The organism is Kitasatospora sp. NPDC052868, assembly GCF_044547105.1.
Taxonomy (GTDB): Bacteria; Actinomycetota; Actinomycetes; order Streptomycetales; family Streptomycetaceae; genus Kitasatospora.
Map to the genome: position 1 here is coordinate 455,330 of NZ_JBITZW010000002.1, position 16,212 is coordinate 471,541.

Here is a 16,212-nt window from a genome sequence, read left to right on the forward strand (position 1 = left end):
CGGTCGGCCTACCGGTTGTGGAGGCCAAGAATACGGGTGCCCGTTCGAGCCTTGCACGCACCCACCGCCTGACGGACCGGTGTGGCGTGCCATACCGCCCGCCTGGCCGCTACTCGGGAGGGCCGGGCGGGTGGCGCCGTTCACCCTTCGGACGGCTGATCGGCACCGTCCGGATCCGCCGCCCGAGTGGTGGTCGGTACCCGGATCGGGTGAGGGTGTCCAGGTTGACGGGCGCGAGGTACTCGTACAGCTCGGTCCGGTGCCACCACGCGCCGGTTTCCCGCAGTTCGCGCCAATCGGTGAACCGGTAGAGGTGGAGGGTCGCCCGGACGTGGGTCGGCGGGGAGCCGGGGAAGGGGTTGTGGCGCAGCAGTCGGAGGGTGGCGGGGTCGTTGACCAGCAGGCGGGCGACGAACGGCAGGAACCAGGGCCGGGCGTACGCGGGCGAGATGCCGGCGAACCACATCAGCCAGTCCAGCCGCAGGTGGTAGGGGGCGTACTGGCGCGGCAGACGGCGTACGTCGCCGGGTTTGCCCTTGAAGCCGTACTCCTTCCAGGCCGTGTGCGGGGTGAGGACCGCCTCCTCGGTGCCCTCGACCACGACCTCCTGGCGGATCCGGTTGACGCTGCCGAAGGCGCCGTAGGTGTTGACCAGGTGCAGGCGGTTGAAGGAGCGGTTCATGACCTGCCCGCGGGAGACCATGTTGCGCACCGGCCAGTAGCTGAGGACGGCGACGGCGGCGGTGAGGGCGATGACCAGGACCAGGTACCAGACCGGGGTGCCCGGGTAGGCGGGCGGCGCCGGGGCGCCCAGCCGCGCGGTGTCGACGGCGGACAGGGCGAGGGTGATGGTCAGCCAGTTGAGCCAGGCGAAGTTGCCGGAGGCGACCAGCCACAGCTGGGTGGCGATGACGATCCAGGCCGCGTAGCCGGCGACGGGTTGCGGAAGGAGGAGGCCGACCGGGACGACGAGCTGGGTGAAGTGGTTGGCGGCGGCCTCCACCCGGTGCAGCGGGGCGGGCAGGTGGTGGAAGAACCAGCTCAGCGGGCCGGGCATCGGCTGGGTCTCGTGATGAAAGCGCAGGCAGGTCAGGTCGCGCCAGCAGCTGTCGCCGCGCAGTTTGATCAGGCCGGCGCCGAACTCGACGCGGAAGACCAGCCAGCGCAGCAGCCACAGCACCAGGACGGGCGGGGCGGTGTCCTCGTTGCCCAGGAAGACGGCCAGGAAGCCCGCTTCGAGCAGCAGCGACTCCCAGCCGAAGGAGTACCAGGTCTGGCCGACGTTGACGATCGACAGGTAGAGCGCCCAGAGCACGGCCCAGAGCGCCATCGCCGCCCAGAGTGGGACGGCGTCCCCCGCGCCGCCCGCCAGCGCGGCCGACACCGCGGCGCCGGTCCAGCAGACGGCGGCGAAGAAGCGGTCGGAGTAGTGGAGGTGGAACAGGCCGGGCGCCTGGCGCCAGGGGACCCTGGCGGTGAAGCGGGGTACCGGCAGCATGCCCTGGGCGCCGATCAGGGCCCGGAACTGGGCGACGGCGGCGAGGAACCCGATCAGGTAGAGGGCGGCGAGCAGCCGTTGGACGAGCAGCCTGCTCAGCCAGTACTCGGGCGCCGCGAACCACTCCATGCGGCCCATGCCTACCACCGTGTGCGCCGCCCGGCGGCCGGGTCCGGCGCGCACCCGGGGCGGTTCACCCGTCCGGCACCGCTCGGGCACCGGTCTGTTGACGGTCCACTCCGGTGCCGGCCCGGTCCGCTCCCGACTCCGGCGCGGCACCCCGGCCCCTGCGGACAGCCGCGGCGCCCCGCCCCCTGTGGAAAGCACAGTGGCGGGGATCCTCTCCTCGGGGGTGAGAGGCTCCCCGCCACGGCGGAGGGTGCGGGCCGGGGCTCAACCCGGCAGGACGGGGTTGGTCTCGCCGGCGCCGAGGCGCTGGCGGCCGGGGGCGGCGCCGCTCTGCTGGAGGCGGTCGACCAGCAGAGCGGCGAGGGTGCCCAGCTCCTCCTCGGTGCGGGACTGGGCGGTGACGTCCATGCCGACGGTGACGACGCCGCTGACCTGGCCGGTGCGGGGGGCCCGCATCGGGCTGCAGGTGAAGCTGAAGACCTGCCGGCTCCGCTGGGCGTCGGGCCGCACGGACTCGATGCGCACCTCGTTGAGGACGGTGGTCCGCCCGGTGTGGAAGGCCTCGGCGACGGCCTGCTGGAGACCGGCCGCCGCGAGCTGCGGGTAGGCCTGGCCGACCGAGCCGTATGCCGCCGGGACTCCGAAGACGTCCGCGTGCTGGGCGTTGGCGTAGCGGATCTCGTGGCCGGGGCCGTCGGTGAGGATGATCGGGAAGGGCGAGCCGTCGAAGGCCGCGAACATCTCCTGCTGCTGCGCGAGCAGGTTGTCGCGCAGCCGGATCTCGGAGAGCAGGGCCTCGGCGAGGTGCTGGATGTCGCGCAGCCGCTCGCGGCCCCACTGCCGGGGTTCGCGGTCGAGGACGCAGACGGTGCCGATGACGGTGCTGGTGTCGTCGACCAGCGGGGCCCCGAGGTAGGAGCGCACGCCCAGTTCGTCGACGACCGGGTTCCCGGCGAACCGGGGGTAGGCGAGGATGTCGTCGAGGGCGAGCGGGGAGCGCTGGGCGACGACGTGCGGGCAGAAGCCGTGGCTCAACGGCATTTCCCGGGTGGGGAGATCGAAGGCGATGCCGCGGTCGGCCCAGGAGGAACTTCCGTCGGCCGCGGAATCGGACGAGGTTGGCGGAATGTAGAGCCCCCGGAACATCTGGCGCTCGTCGTTGATGAAGTTGACCATCGCGATGGGGGCGCGGGTGATGCTGGCGGCGAGGTGAGCGAAGCGGTCGAAGGCCTCGTCCGCGGTCGGTTCGTTGAGACCCAGGCTGCGCAACCTGCGGGTCCGCTCGGACTCACCGGCGGCACCCGGGAACTGGCCTTGAGTGCTCATCACATCAGTCATGGCGCACATGTAATCAGACATCCGAGGCGGTTGGCGCTTCCGACCATGCTGAGATCTCTTGCTGATGAACAGCCAAAGTCGCACGTGAACGACCACCCGAACGGCCGGTGAAGCAAGGGAAGATCGTTTCCCATCGGCCGGGGGTTTCAATCCTCCCCCGTTCCGGATCGGCCTGTTCGCGCCATTCCAAGATCCACTCTGGAGGGATACAAGCCCTCATACGACAATGAGCCCTGCCGAACCGACGGGTGGTTACCGGGGAAAACCGCCTGCCCTGCCGCGGGTGAAGCCTGCCGCCGGGCAACTGACCGCTAATCAGGCCCCACCCTCTCGGGCGGTCGGCTCGGGATCGGCTGCACGGACGGAGGCACGACCACACCCACCGAGAGGATCCAGGCATGGCGATGGACTACTTCACCGACGAGCGACACGAAAGCCTCCGCGCGGAGGTCCGTGAGTTCGCGGAGAAGGAGGTGCGTCCACACGTGGCCAGAATGGAGACCGACCGTCAGGTCGAGTTCGAACTCTCCCGGGCGATTGCCCGTCGCGGCTGGATCGGCGTCACCATTCCACGGGAGTACGGCGGGCTGGGCCTCGGCCACCTCGCGAAAACCGTCATCGTCGAGGAACTGTCCCGGGTCAGCGCCGCGATGGGCGCGGTGGCGCAGGCCTCGCAGCTCGGCGTCGCCAAGGTCCTCCACTTCGGCTCGGCCGCCCAGCGCCACAAGTGGCTCCCCCGGTTCGCCTCCGGCGAGTCGCTGCCGACCATCGCCGTCACCGAGCCCGAGTCCGGCGGCCATGTGCTCGGCATGGCCGGCACCGCGCGGCGGGAGGGCGACGAGTACGTGCTCGACGGCCGCAAGTGGTTCGTCGGCAACTCCCACATCGGCGACGTGCACGGGGTGGTGTTCCGCACCGGCCCCGGCAGCAGGGGCCTCTCGGCGTTCCTGGTGGAGAGCGACCGCCCGGGTTTCCGCACCGGCACCCTCGGCTCGCAGAGCGGTCTGCACGGATTCAGCTTCGGCGAGATCGTCTTCGAGAACTGCCGGATCCCCGCCGCCAACCGGCTGGGCCGGGAGAGCCAGGGCCTGGACGTCGCCTACTCCTCCTCCACCCTGTACGGACGGCTGAACCTGGCCGCGGTCGCCCTCGGCATCCACGTCGCGATCGTCGAGGACACCGTGCGCTTCGCCGAGTCGCGCGTGCTCTACGGGAAGCCGCTGTCCCACCTGTCCAACATCGCGCTGAAGCTCGGCGAGATGCAGTCCCGGCTGATGACCGCGAAGCTCGCCGCATACCACGCCTCGCACCTGCTGGACCACGGCAAGGCCTGCGACGCCGAGTTGATGAACGCCAAGCTCATCAACACCGAGTACACCCTGGACTCCGCCCGCAACGCGATGGAGATCCATGCCGCCCGGGGCCTGCAGGCCGAGTTCCACATCGAGCGCTACCTGCGCGACGCCACCCACCTCTACCCGCCGGCCGGCACCTCGGACGTCCAGCGGCTGCGGCTGGGCCAGGTGGCGGCGGGCACCTACGGCAAGCAGTGGTCGGTGGAGCTGTCCGGCCTGGCCGGCTGGGCCTGGTCCGAACTCGCCCAGCGCGAGGCCCAGGCGGAGGCCGACGCCGAGCGCTCGATGCGGGCGACGCTGCTGAGCATCCCCCTGGCGGGCTGAACACCCGCCGACCAACTGCTCGGCGACCGACCCCTTCAGCACATGGATCTTGACCTGTCCCTGACGGCTTTCCGGAGACCGGCCGGCGTCCCCGGAAAGCCGTCAGTGCCCCCCGGAAGGCCGCGCCGACCTGGGACGATCCCGCAAACAGGGGTGCGCCACAGGGGCGATCTCCGAGTCACCAACCGCTTACTTATCGTCAGTTGATGTTGCGATAAGGCCACCTTGGGCTGGTAGCGTGCACGCAGTCGGCGGCCGCGCTGCACCCCCGCCCGATCACTGACACAGCGTCAACTCGCCGGGTATCCACCGGCACCACCGGCCTTGGCGGCCCTGAGCCTCGGCCGGACGCGCACGGGCGACCCCGCCGTTCGGCTCTGCAACAAGGAATCAGATGCCAGGCATATCGGCCCCCCGCACGGGCCACCGCGCCGGCCGGTCCGGCTCCCTCCGCAGCTCGCTCCTCGCCCTCGCGCTGGTCCCCTGCCTGGGCCTGGCCGCCGCCTGGGGCTACGCCGCCTACCTGCTGCGCGGCTCCGGGCACCGCGACACCGTGCTGGCCGTCAGCGCCGCCGTCGCGGTGGTGCTGCTCTGGAGCCTGGCGCACGGAGTGCGGACCGCCCGGACACTGCCGGCCCGGCTGGCCGCCCTGCGCTCCGACACCCTCGCGCTCGCCCGGCACGAGATCCCCGAGGTGGTCGGCCGGCTGCGGTCCGGCGAGACCCTCGCCGCGCCGCCCGCCTGGGCTCCCGCGCGGCGGGCCGGCGACGAGCTGCAGCAGACCGCCGACGGGCTGGCCGCCGTCCGCCAGGCCGCCGTCGCCGCCATCGTGCACCAGGCGCAGGGCCGCGAGGGAACGAAGAAGGTCTTCCTCAACATCGCCCGCCGCACCCAGATCCTGATCCACCGCCAGATCAGCATGCTGGACGCCCTGGAGCGCGAACACGAGGACCCCGAGCTGCTGCGCGAGCTGTTCGCCGTCGACCACCTGGCCACCCGGATGCGGCGCAACGCCGAGAACCTGGTCATCCTCGGCGGCGCGCTGCCCGCCCGGCGCTGGCGCAACGCCGTGCCCGTGGTCAACGTGCTGCGCAGCGCCGTGTCCGAGACGGAGAACTACTCCCGGGTGGTCGTCCAGGGCGTGCCGCGCGTCTCGCTCAGCGGGCAGGCCGTCGCCGACGTGATCCACCTGGTCGCCGAGCTGATCGAGAACGGCACCACCTTCTCCCCGCCCTACACCCAGGTGCAGGTCTCCGCGCAGGAGGTCCCCAAGGGCCTGGCCGTCGAGGTGGAGGACCGCGGCCTCGGCATGACCGAGGAGGAGTACGAGCGCCTCAACGACTACCTGGCCAACCCGCCGGAGCTGGACGTCTCCGCGCTCGGCGACGACCTGCGGCTCGGCCTGTTCGTGGTGGCGCGGCTCGCCGCCCGGCACGCCATCCGGGTCTCCCTGCGGCCCTCCCCGTACGGCGGCGCCCGGGCCGTGGTGCTCGTGCCGGCCGTGCTGCTGGAGCAGGCGGAGCAGGCCTCCTCGGTGCACGGGCTGCCGTCCGGCGCCCGGGTCACCCGCACACCGGTGCCGCAGCCGGTGCCGCAGCCGGAGGCGGTCGTGGACGGCGGGGGCGGTGGGGCTGGTGGGTTCGGTGGCACCGATGGGCTCGGTGGGATTGACGGGCTCGGCGAGACCGGCAGGATCGGCGAGGAGCTGTCGGGCGCCCTGGCCGGGATGCTCGGCGGTCCGATCGACGGCGGTCCGATCGACAGCGGTCCGATCGACAGCGGTCCGGCGGGCGGCGGTCCGGCGGGCGGCGGGGCTCCCGCCCACAACGGGCTGCCCGTGGGTTCACCGATCCCCGGCATACCCGGCGCCGTGGTCGTCCCCAGGCCCGCACCACGCATGCCGTACGACACCCCGGGCGGCGGCCTGAACCCCGGTCCGGACTCCGGTCCGAACTCCGGTCTGTACGACGGCTCGGGTGGCGCCCCCGGGGTCGGTCCGGCGGAGCGCCGAACGGCCGCCCCCGGGACGCCCACGCACGAACGCGCCCAGGCGGACCAGGCGGAGCACGGCCCGGACGGTGAGCTGCGCACCCCGCGCGTCCTGCCCCGGCGGGTCCGCAACGCCAGCCTCGCCGAGCAGCTGCGCGAGGCCGCACCCGGCTCCGCGCCGCCTCCCCCGGCCGCCTACGCGCCGGCACCGGCCAGTGCCCGGCCCGCCGACGAGGACCCCTCACCCCAGCGCTCCCGCGCCACCATGGCCGCCATCCAGCACGGCACCCGTACCGCCCGCGCGGCGTACCAGGACTCGGACGCACCGGCATACCCCCCTGCACCGGCCGCACCCTCCGCAGCTAAGGAACAGCAGTGATGACGCAGCACACCGACACCCGGCGCGACCTCAACTGGCTGCTGGACCAGCTGGTGGCGCGAGTCCCGGAGACCCGCCACGCCGTCGTCCTCTCCGAGGACGGCCTGCTGGTCGGCCTCTCCCAGGGCCTGGACCGCGCCGACGCGGAACACCTCTCGGCCGTCGCCTCCGGACTGCAGAGCCTCGCCCGCGGCGCCGGCCACCGCTTCGACGGCGGCCGGGTACGGCAGACGGTGATCGAGATGGACCGGCTGTTCCTGTTCGTCACCACCGCCGGACAGGGCGCCCGGCTCGCCGTGCTGACCAGCGAGCTGGTCGACGCCGGGCTGATGGCCTACGAGATCAACATGCTGGTCAAGCAGGTCGGCCAGTACCTCACCGCGGCGCCGCGCAGCGATGCCGACCAGGCCGGCACGGGTGACGGTGCGTGACCACCGACCTCGAGGAGGCCTGGTTCTTCGACAAGGAGGCGGGCCATCTGGTCCGCCCCTACACCATCACCAACGGGCGCACCGGCCCGGTCCGTGACGGCTTCGCGCTGATCACCCTGGTGGCCACCGCCGACCCGTGTACGGACACCACCCGGCTGCCCCCCGAGCCGGCCGCGATCCTCCACCTCTGCCGCGAGCACCCGCTGGCCGTGGCCGAGATCGCGGCGATCCTCGACCTACCGGTGAGCGTGGTCAAGGTACTGCTGGACGACCTGGCGCAGGCACGGCTGATCCTCACCCGGGCGCCCGTCCAGCTCGCCGAGGCACCCGACATCTCGCTGATCCAGGCCGTGATCGAGGGCGTCCGCCGACTGTGACCGGCCCCGCGCCCGGACCTCCACCCCACCCTCGCGACACCTCTTCCAGTTCCCCTCAAGTCTTCCAGTTCCCCTCCAGGAGACCCGAATTGACGATGCAGAGCCTGGTGCCGGGCGCAGTCAAGATCCTCGTGGCCGGCGGCTTCGGCGTCGGCAAGACCACCATGGTCGGCTCGGTCAGCGAGATCGAACCGCTGCAGACCGAGGAACGGCTGACCCGCGCCGGTATCGGGGTCGACAGCCTCGACGGCGTCCAGGGGAAGGACACCACCACGGTCGCGATGGACTTCGGCCGGATCACCATCCGCGAGGACCTGGTGCTCTACCTGTTCGGCACGCCGGGCCAGTTCCGCTTCTGGTTCATGTGGGACGACCTCGCCCTCGGCGCGCTCGGCGCGATCGTGCTGGCCGACACCCGCCGGCTGGAGTCCAGCTTCGCCGCCGTGGACTTCTTCGAACAGCGCGGCATCCCGTTCGCGATCGGGGTCAACTGCTTCCACGGCCGCCGCGAGTCCACTCCCGAGGATGTCCGACGCGCCCTCGACCTGGACGCCGCAGTCCCGGTCCTGCTCTGCGACGTCCGCGAGCGCGGTTCCAGCAAGGAGCTCCTGCTCGCCCTGCTCGACCGCGTCCACTCGAACGCCCTCGCCGCACGCCGCTAGGCCCTGTCCGACCGATTCCAGGAGGTTCAGCGGCCATGGGCGGTCGGCGCGGATATGCCACCGCCGACGCGTCTGAGCCACCGGCTACCGGGTGCGTCCGGACCGTTCCGGACGCACCCGGATCCACGAGGCGCGGTCGGCTGATCGCAGCTGCGATCAACTGCGATCAGCCGTGATCAGCGCTCGGCCGCCAGCGCCAGCATGTCCTGGCGTACCTGCCGGGCGACCAGGTGCGGGGCTTCCACCAGGAGGCCGGGGCCGACCGGAGCAGCCCCGGCAACGGTGAACTCGAAGTCCTGGTGCACCTTTCCGTCCACGGGCACCGGCAGCTGCACGCGCCCGGCCTCGACCAGGCGGTGTATCCCGCGGCGGCTGAGCCCGAGGCCGAGCATCAGCAGCCGCTCCAGCCGGACCAGTGCGGGCAGTTCGAAGGCCACCCGGACCGTGAGCGGGCCCGGCCCGTCGAGCGCCGGGCCGGGCGTGTCGGTCTCCAGCGCCCAGGTACCGGCCCAGTCCAGACGGTAGCCGTTCTTCGTGGCGAGCGACGCGCTCATCGCCAACTCACGGACCATCGCCGGCGAGTTGGCCTCATACGCCTCCCGCCGGGCAGGCTTGAGCGCCGAGACGTGCACGCGCTCGTGGACCGGCGCCTTCGAGGTCCGGGCACAGCCGTCGCAGCTCAGCAGCAGCCAGACGTCGAGCAGCTTGCCGTTCGCGTTGACCCGGATCTTGCCGGAGGGGTGGTGCCGCGTGCTGGAACAGTCGGGGCAGCGGCGGACGATCGTGGGCAGGCCGGACTGGCGCACGACCCACTGGGCCTTGCGGTCGATATTCATGAGTATGGGTTGCTTTCATGGCTGAGCGGGAGCTCTCGCAGCCCAGGGCCGCGGCTCCCAGCATCTGGAAATGCACACGCGGGCGCGACCGACCGCTACGGCAGCCGGGTACTCAGGCTCCGAGGGTCGTACGCGCGACAGGTTCAGTTGTCAGTACGTGGCATCTCACAGGTCCATGCGGGCCATAGTGATCCAGCCCGCTGCCTGCGGCAACCTGTTTTCCTACCGGGCTAGATGATCCGGTGATTGTTCGGCTTGGCCTGAAACCTGACCAGGACTTCGAGCGCGACCCGGAGCCCGTCCGCAGCCGCCCTGGAATGCCTGAGTCGTCTCCAGGCCCAGGGTCGGAGAGGTTCGCGTACCCGTCACGGCACTTGGCCCCCTCGTTGTCCCCGGCTCGGCCGGGCCGACCGGCGCAGCGCGACGGTAACACCATCAGAAAGTCGCTTCACGACTCGGCGAGGCAAGTCCGGACGAACCGGGGAAGCCGTGCTCTCCGACCCCTGGGACCCGTCAGGCGGTGGTCGTTGTGGTCACCGTTGCGGGCTCGGTGGGGGCGGCGGTGGTGGTCGGCTTGAGCTCGTCGAGGGCGTGGACCAGTGGTGCCAGCTCCGGGAGCTCGGTGGCCTTCGCGAGGGTGGCCTCCAGGGTCGCGTCGTGCACCGGGCGGGCGGCCGTGAGCAGCTCGCGCCCCTGCGGGGTCAGCTCGGTGTAGATGCCGCGCCGGTCGTCCGCACACAGGTAGCGGCTGAGCAGTCCCCGGTCCTCCAGCCTGGTCACCAGGCGGGTGGTGGCACTGCTGCTCAGCGCGGCCGCGCGGGCGAGCTGCTGCATCCGCATGTGCCAGCCGTCCTGCCGGGACAGTGCGTCCAGCACGGTGTACTCGACCACCGAGAGCCGGAGCTCGGCCTGGAGCGCCTTCTCCAGCGCGGCGTCGATGAGGCCGTGCAGGGCGGCGAGCGTCCGCCAGCCGCTGGCGCGGACCTCGGCGGCCTCGTCGTGGATGCCCATGGCCGGCCCCTCCGTTCCCGTGTTCCCCGTTGTTGCCTGCTGTTCCCCGGGGCTTCGACTCCCCCGTTCACTCAAGTATGCCAGTCGGCGCGGATTAGCTGCCTGTGCAAATAGTTCTCCTTATAGTTCGGCCTCCTGCGGGTCGGGCTCGCCCCAGCCCCCCGCGCAGAGTGCCGAGGCCAGCTCCTCCCCGTAGCAGGCGGCGGCCAGCCAGGCCGCAGTGAAGGCGCCGTGGTCCTCGGCCACCACCCGGCCGAACACGTCCCGGGGCTGGTCCGCCGCGGCCGCGCGCAGACCGTCCAGCAGTGCCGCCCCCGTGGCCAGGCCCGCCGACCGCAGCTGCGCCGCATCGGCCAAGGCCGTCCCCGCCCCGAGTGCCAGGGCCCGCCGACCGCTGGTGACCGCCTGTTCCACCCGGCGGGTCAGCAGGTGCACCGGGGCGTCGGGACCGCTCCCCACGGACAGCGAGGCCGACTGCTCGCCCACGGATCCCGGGGTCAGGTCGGCGGTCTGCATGCGCTCCAGACCGAGGTTGACCCGGCCCGCCCGGTCGGCCGGCAGCGCCAGGGCCGGAGCGGTCGGCGCCGACTCGGGTATCCCCGGCACCTCGGACGGCTGGGACGGCTCGGACGGCTGGGACGGCTCGGACGGCTGGGACGGCTCGGGCGGCTGGGACGGCTCGGGCGGCTCGCCGATCGCGAGCAGCCGCAGCTCGGGGCGGGCCGCGCGCTGCAGCCGCCCGATCACCCGCAGCCGCAGGCCCGGCCCGGTCGCCAGCAGTGCCTGGTTTCCGCGGAAGGCCAGCCCGGGGTGCTCGTGCCCCGCGAGCAGGGCGACCACCCGTCCGCCGCAGGCGGCGAGCAGCCGCTGACCGCCACCGGGCCCGGACGGCGCCGCCCCGAGCAGCGTGACGTCCAGGAACAGCAGGTCGCTCCCGGCCGGGCGGCTCTCGTACGGCAGGGCCGCCGCCGCCAGGGCCCGGTCGACCTGCGCGGCCACCGGTTCGGCCCACAGTGCGGCGAGGGGCTCCGCCGTCCAGCCGGCCCCCGCCGCGCGTACCGCCCGGACCGAGGCGCCCGCGCCCAGCCGCCCGTTGACGGACCTGGTCGCCCCCTGGACGGCCAGCCCGGCGCGGCTGAACTCGCGGTGACCGAGCGAGGCGTCGCCCAGCCGGACCGCGCGGTTGCCCGCCCCGACGGCCTGCGGCGCCGCCGCTGTCGCGTCCCCGTGCGGCATGACCTCCGCGACGGTGCTCAGCCGTCCGGTGGAGTCCACCGCCCAGCTGAGCACGCCCGCGTGTGTGGCCGTCAGCACCGGCTCCGCGAACAGCCCGTACAGCCGCAGACCGCCCGCCTCCTGGTACGCCTGGCGGGCGACCCCGCGCAGTTCGGCGAGGTCGGCGTGCCCCGTCGGGGCGGTGGCCGGGGCCGGCACCGAGGTCAGGGCCGACGTGAGGTCGAGCAGCTCGCGCAGCCCGGCGGCCAGGTCGGCGAGCCGGTGGTCCGGCTCCCCGGAACGGGCCGCGCGCATTCTGGTCACCACCGCCAGGGCTGCGGCGGCCGGGCGGTGGAGCCCTGCGAGCCGGGCGCGGTGGGCGGCCCGCAGCAGCTCCGCCTGGAGAACGGCACCCGCTCCGCTGACCCCTGCGGCCAGCACGGCGGCCGCCGCCCGGTGCAGGTGGTGGGCGGACTCCCGCTCGGCGGGGGCGAGTTCGGCGCTCGGTGCCGTCGGCTCGGCGCCGGCCGATGGCACGGCTGCTGCCTCGGCTGCGCCGGAGGGTGCCCCCGCCGACGCGTCCCCCACCGCGCTCTCTTCGGCGCCCTCCCCCGGGTCGGCCAGCCGGCAGACCGTCACCGCCGCGGCCCGGTGCACACAGGCGGGCGCGAGCAGGCAGCCGCAGCGGACGTCCTCCGCCGCCGCGACCACGCCGCCCGGCGCGTGCAGGACGAGCGCCGTCTCCTCGTCCACCTCGATCCGCCACTCGTCACCGGAGCGACTCACCGGCCGGACGGCCAGCTTGGCGGCCGCGCCGTCCAGCCGCTTCTGCAGCCGGGCCGACAGCCCGGCCACCACCTCGGCGACCACCTCCGGCCGCACGGCCGGCCAGTCGCCACCGGGCCGGTCTGCCCTCTGTTCCTCCGTCGCCGCCGTCATCGGACCTTCTCCCCCACCCATCGGGCCAGTTCCAGCGGACTGAGCGCCGCCACGGGCATCCCCGCCGCGACCAGGCGGCTCGCGACCGCCGTCGAATACCGCGCCACCCCGGTGTCGTCCAGGGCGGCGCAGCCGATCAGATGGCAGCCCGAGTCGACCAGCGCCCGGGTCTGCGTGAGCAGCCCGCCGATCGGGCCGCCCTCCTCGAAGTCGCTGATCACCGCGACCAGCGTGCGGGACGGCACCGTCACCAGCTCCCGGGCGTACTTCAGCCCGGCCGCGATGTGCGTGCCGCCGCCGATCCTGACCTCCAGCAGCAGGCCGAGCGGGTCCTCCACCCGTTCGGTCAGGTCGACGATCTCGGTGGAGAAGGCGACGAAGTGGGTGCTCAGCGAGGGCACCCCGGCCAGGATCGAGGCCGTCAGCGCCGCCCAGACCGTGGACGACTCCATCGACCCTGAGACGTCGACCACCAGGATCAGCCGCCAGTCGGAGGCCTTGCGGGCCCTCGTCCGGAACACCGGCCGCTCGGGGACGATCAGCGTGCCCGCCTCCGGCTCGCCCGGCCGGGCGGGGCGGGCGGTGGCGAGGTTGGCCCGGATCGTCCGGTGCAGGTCCAGGCCGCCGCCCGGACGGCGGCTCGGCCGCGGCACGCTGATCCCGGTCAGGGCCGGGCGCAGCCTCGTCGCCAGCTCCCTGGTCAGCTCGTCCACCAGGCGGCGGACCAGCGGGCGCAGCCCGGCGATGCGGGCCTCGGGCAGTCCGCCCGCGTGCTCCAGGACGGTCCGCAGCAGGTCGACGGACGGGCGGACCGCGCTCGGGTCGATCGCGTCCAGCGCGTCCGTCCGGCCCTGGGCGACGGCGGCGGCCAGCACCTCCTCGCGGATGCCCGGCCCGAACAGCACGGCCAGCTCCTCCGCCCACTCCCGCACACCCGGGTAGGGGGCCTCGCGGCCGCCCCGGTTGCCGCCGGGGCCGCCGCGGCCGTCCAGGCCGGGGCCGGAGCCCTCGCCGCGGCCGGTGCCGTAGAGCTCGTCCAGTGCGATGGCGAGCCGGGAGGACCGGCCACCGGTGCCGGCGCCCGGTCGGCCGAGCAGCAGCCGCCACCGCTCGGCGGGAGCGAGGACGCGGTCGGACCCATCCCCGGAGTCGAGCGCCGGCCCGGGGTCGGCGGCCTGCGTCGGCCCATGGCCCTGCGCCAGGCCGGGGGTGCCGACGGGAGCGGCGGGGCCGGCCGGCGCCGGCAGCAGCCCGCGTCGGCCGAGCGCGGCACGGGCGGCGAGGTCCGCGCGGGCCCAGCCGGTCAGCAGGGCGGGGTCGACCGTGTCCGGCAGGGCGCCCAGCCGGGTGCCGAGGCGCTCCTCGACCAGGGTCAGCAGGCGCTCCCGCGCGGCCGGGCTGAGGGTGTCGAAGCCGCCGCGCAGGGCGGGCAGCCGGTCCAGGAACGCCTCGTCGGACAGCGTGGTGACCCGTTCCAGTACCGGTTCGAGCACCTCGGGCGCGGTGGCGAACAGCCCCTCCGCCGCCGTGAGCAGGCCGACCAGCGAGCGCTCGAGCGCCTGCCGCGTCTGCGGGCCGGTGGCGCCGTCGACCCAGGAGGCCGCGCGCTCCCCGAACACCGTCGGCGGCTGGTGCCCGAGCAGTACCCGCACCGCCCCCGCCGCTCCGCGGACCAGCGGGCTTCCCCCGTCGGCGAGTTCGGCCAGGGTGTGGCCGAGCCGCAGCCCTCCGGACTCGTCCGCACGCCGGGCCAGATCGACCAGCGCCCGGGCGTCCTGCGGATCGTCGGAGCCGCCCAGGCCCTCCAACTGCCGTACGGCCGCCACCGTCAGCAGCTCGCCGGCGGCCGTCAGCGCCGCGGCCCGCGGGTCAGCGCCGGCCTTGTCGGCCCCGCCGGACTCGGTACCGCCGGCCTCGCCACCGGCCGGATCCGGGGCGAGGCCCGGCACGTGGCCGGCCCTCAGCCGGTCCAACAGGGCGAGTCCGTCCAGGAGTTCGGGCAGCGTGCCGCTCTCGGGGAGGGTGGCGGCGAGCTGGTCCAGCCGGGTGTCGGCGAGGGCGGGGAGACCGCAGGCGGCGGCGTCGGCGAGCCCCTGGAGGACCTGCCGGGCCGTCGGACCGTCCGCCTGCTGCTCGCGGCGCAACTGCTCGCGCAGGGCGCCCTCGGCGGCCTGGGCCGGGGTGACACCACGGGTACCGGCCACCGTCAGCATCGCGGCGACGGCCGGGGTCCACTCCGCGCGCCAGCGGGCGCCGACCGTCTCGGTGCCGCCCGCTCCGGTACCGCTGATCGGCTCCGCGTAGGGGACGCCGCAGGCGGCGAGCCGGTGCAGGAGCAGATCGCGGCGGCGGTCGAGGCGGGAGCGCAGCGGGTCGAGGCGCAGTTCGCGTGCCGCCGGGTCGCCCGGGTCGGGCAGGCCCAGCTCGGCGAGCAGGGCCTCGGTGGCCGGGGCGAGGCCGCTGCGCGGCGCGGCCGGGGTGGGCCGGCCGGTGCGGGTGCCGACCAGGACGCGTTCCAGCGCGCGGGCCACCGCCCGGCCCCGGCCGAGTGGTTCGCCCTGGGCCAGCACGGTCTGGACCGCCTCGATCAGTTCGCCCCGGCCCGGGGCGGCGAGGCCGCGCAGTCGGGCGAGGTCTCCGGCGAGCCGGACGATCTCGCGGGCGTCGGCCGGTCCGGCGGGGTGGTCCTGGGTGCGCAGGGCCTCGCAGATCCGGACGGCGGTGAGTGCCAGCGCCTCGGCGAGCCGCTCCGGGTCGCCGACCGCGTCGAGCACGGTGTGCTGCCATTCGGGGTCGCGGATACCGGCCGGGTAGCCGGAGCGGGCGTCCAGCAGCGGGTAGGTGTAGGGGATCAGCGAGACGACGTGGCCGCCGCCGGCCGGCCGGGCTTCCGCCTGATCCGGCCGGTCCGGCTGGTCCGGCTGGTCCGACTCGGTGAGGGCGTCGAGCAGCGCCGGTGCGTGGAACGCCCCGATCACGGCGGCGACCCGGCGACCGCCCTGCGCCGCGGCCCGGATCCGGGTGCGCATCCAGGCCTCCCGCCGCAGGTCGTACGGGTCGACGCCGGCGCCCTGCGCCGCGTCGCGCCGCATCGCCCAGCCGACCAGCAGGGCGGCCCGCCGGACGGCCTCCGGCGGGGAGCCGGGGGCGGCGGTCTCGACCAACCGGTCCCACAGGTCGTCGTCGTCCGCGCGCCCGGTGAGCCGGTGGCGCAGCGCGTCGGCCACGCCCGGCTGCTCGTCCGGTGCCGGCCCGGGCCCGCCGGGCGTGCGGCGGGCCTGTGCCCGGTGGGCGAGCGGCAGGTCGCAGGCGATGGCCTCGACGCCGTTTCGGCGGGCCCAGCGCAGCGCGGCGAGCTCGGGCGAGAAGTCGGCGAACGGGTAGAAGGCGAGCCCGGCGGCGCCCTCGCCCACCGCGTCCGGCGACGGAGCGTCCTGCGACGGCCCGTCCGCACCGGGTGCGGCGGCGAGGGCGACGGGCGCCCGGGTGTCCTCGGCCGCCAGCAGTTCCAGCCAGGGCTGGAACTCGGCGGGCAGCTCGACCAGCAGGACCTCGGGCCGGGCCGCGTCGAGCAGCGCGGGCACCACGGCGCTGAGCGACGGCGCGTGGTGCCGTACCCCGATCAGGTAGGGCCCGGGACGCGCCACCCCGGTGGCGGCCAGTTCGGCCGCCTGCGCCTCGACCGCCTCCCGGGAGGAGCCGTCGGTGATCACCGCGCTGCTCATCGCC

Annotated in this window: 11 protein-coding genes; 5 read left to right on the forward strand and 6 right to left on the reverse strand. The window is 74.2% G+C overall.

What is annotated here, in order from left to right; translation table 11 throughout:
• Nucleotides 1–109 precede the first annotated feature (109 nt).
• Together ACIGZJ_RS05670 and ACIGZJ_RS05675 are read right to left on the reverse strand one after the other, a co-directional pair.
• Complete coding sequence (locus ACIGZJ_RS05670) at nucleotides 110–1,627, reverse strand: lipase maturation factor family protein (RefSeq protein ID WP_396456239.1); 1,518 nt, start codon at nucleotides 1,625–1,627, stop codon at nucleotides 110–112.
• A 264-nt stretch (nucleotides 1,628–1,891) separates the two neighbouring features.
• The gene (locus ACIGZJ_RS05675; protein WP_396456083.1) at nucleotides 1,892–2,953 is read right to left on the reverse strand and encodes a GAF domain-containing protein; all 1,062 of its coding nucleotides are present in this window, start codon (nucleotides 2,951–2,953) and stop codon (nucleotides 1,892–1,894) included.
• A gap of 410 nt (nucleotides 2,954–3,363) precedes the next feature.
• Between ACIGZJ_RS05675 and ACIGZJ_RS05680 the strand changes: the two genes are divergently transcribed.
• The 5 genes from ACIGZJ_RS05680 to ACIGZJ_RS05700 all read left to right on the forward strand — a co-directional run bounded on the left by ACIGZJ_RS05680 (nucleotide 3,364) and on the right by ACIGZJ_RS05700 (nucleotide 8,482).
• Nucleotides 3,364–4,644 (forward strand): acyl-CoA dehydrogenase family protein, encoded by a 1,281-nt coding sequence (locus ACIGZJ_RS05680; protein ID WP_396456084.1) that lies wholly within the window; start codon nucleotides 3,364–3,366, stop codon nucleotides 4,642–4,644.
• Nucleotides 4,645–5,038: 394 nt separating this feature from the next.
• Complete coding sequence (locus ACIGZJ_RS05685; protein WP_396456085.1) at nucleotides 5,039–7,012, forward strand: sensor histidine kinase; 1,974 nt, start codon at nucleotides 5,039–5,041, stop codon at nucleotides 7,010–7,012.
• On the forward strand, nucleotides 7,012–7,443 hold the full coding sequence (locus tag ACIGZJ_RS05690) for a roadblock/LC7 domain-containing protein (protein ID WP_396456086.1): 432 nt from the start codon (nucleotides 7,012–7,014) through the stop codon (nucleotides 7,441–7,443). The genes ACIGZJ_RS05685 and ACIGZJ_RS05690 overlap by 1 nt, the downstream gene beginning before the upstream one ends.
• Nucleotides 7,440–7,820 (forward strand): DUF742 domain-containing protein, encoded by a 381-nt coding sequence (locus ACIGZJ_RS05695; protein WP_396456087.1) that lies wholly within the window; start codon nucleotides 7,440–7,442, stop codon nucleotides 7,818–7,820. The genes ACIGZJ_RS05690 and ACIGZJ_RS05695 overlap by 4 nt, the downstream gene beginning before the upstream one ends.
• A gap of 95 nt (nucleotides 7,821–7,915) precedes the next feature.
• Nucleotides 7,916–8,482, forward strand: coding sequence for a GTP-binding protein (locus tag ACIGZJ_RS05700; RefSeq protein WP_396456240.1), 567 nt, complete (start codon nucleotides 7,916–7,918; stop codon nucleotides 8,480–8,482).
• Between the two features lie 176 nt (nucleotides 8,483–8,658).
• On the opposite strand, the gene ACIGZJ_RS05705 is transcribed toward ACIGZJ_RS05700, so the two are convergent.
• From ACIGZJ_RS05705 to ACIGZJ_RS05720, 4 genes are all read right to left on the reverse strand, one after another.
• The gene (locus ACIGZJ_RS05705) at nucleotides 8,659–9,318 is read right to left on the reverse strand and encodes a DUF1062 domain-containing protein (RefSeq protein ID WP_396456088.1); all 660 of its coding nucleotides are present in this window, start codon (nucleotides 9,316–9,318) and stop codon (nucleotides 8,659–8,661) included.
• Between the two features lie 513 nt (nucleotides 9,319–9,831).
• Nucleotides 9,832–10,329 carry a MarR family winged helix-turn-helix transcriptional regulator gene (locus ACIGZJ_RS05710; RefSeq protein WP_396456089.1) on the reverse strand — a complete coding sequence of 166 codons (498 nt, stop codon included), beginning with the start codon at nucleotides 10,327–10,329 and terminating at the stop codon, nucleotides 9,832–9,834.
• A 120-nt stretch (nucleotides 10,330–10,449) separates the two neighbouring features.
• Nucleotides 10,450–12,483 (reverse strand): hypothetical protein, encoded by a 2,034-nt coding sequence (locus ACIGZJ_RS05715; RefSeq protein WP_396456090.1) that lies wholly within the window; start codon nucleotides 12,481–12,483, stop codon nucleotides 10,450–10,452.
• Nucleotides 12,480–16,208 (reverse strand): DUF5682 family protein, encoded by a 3,729-nt coding sequence (locus tag ACIGZJ_RS05720; protein WP_396456091.1) that lies wholly within the window; start codon nucleotides 16,206–16,208, stop codon nucleotides 12,480–12,482. Before ACIGZJ_RS05720 ends, ACIGZJ_RS05715 begins: the two co-directional genes overlap by 4 nt.
• Between the last annotated feature and the right edge of the window lie 4 nt (nucleotides 16,209–16,212).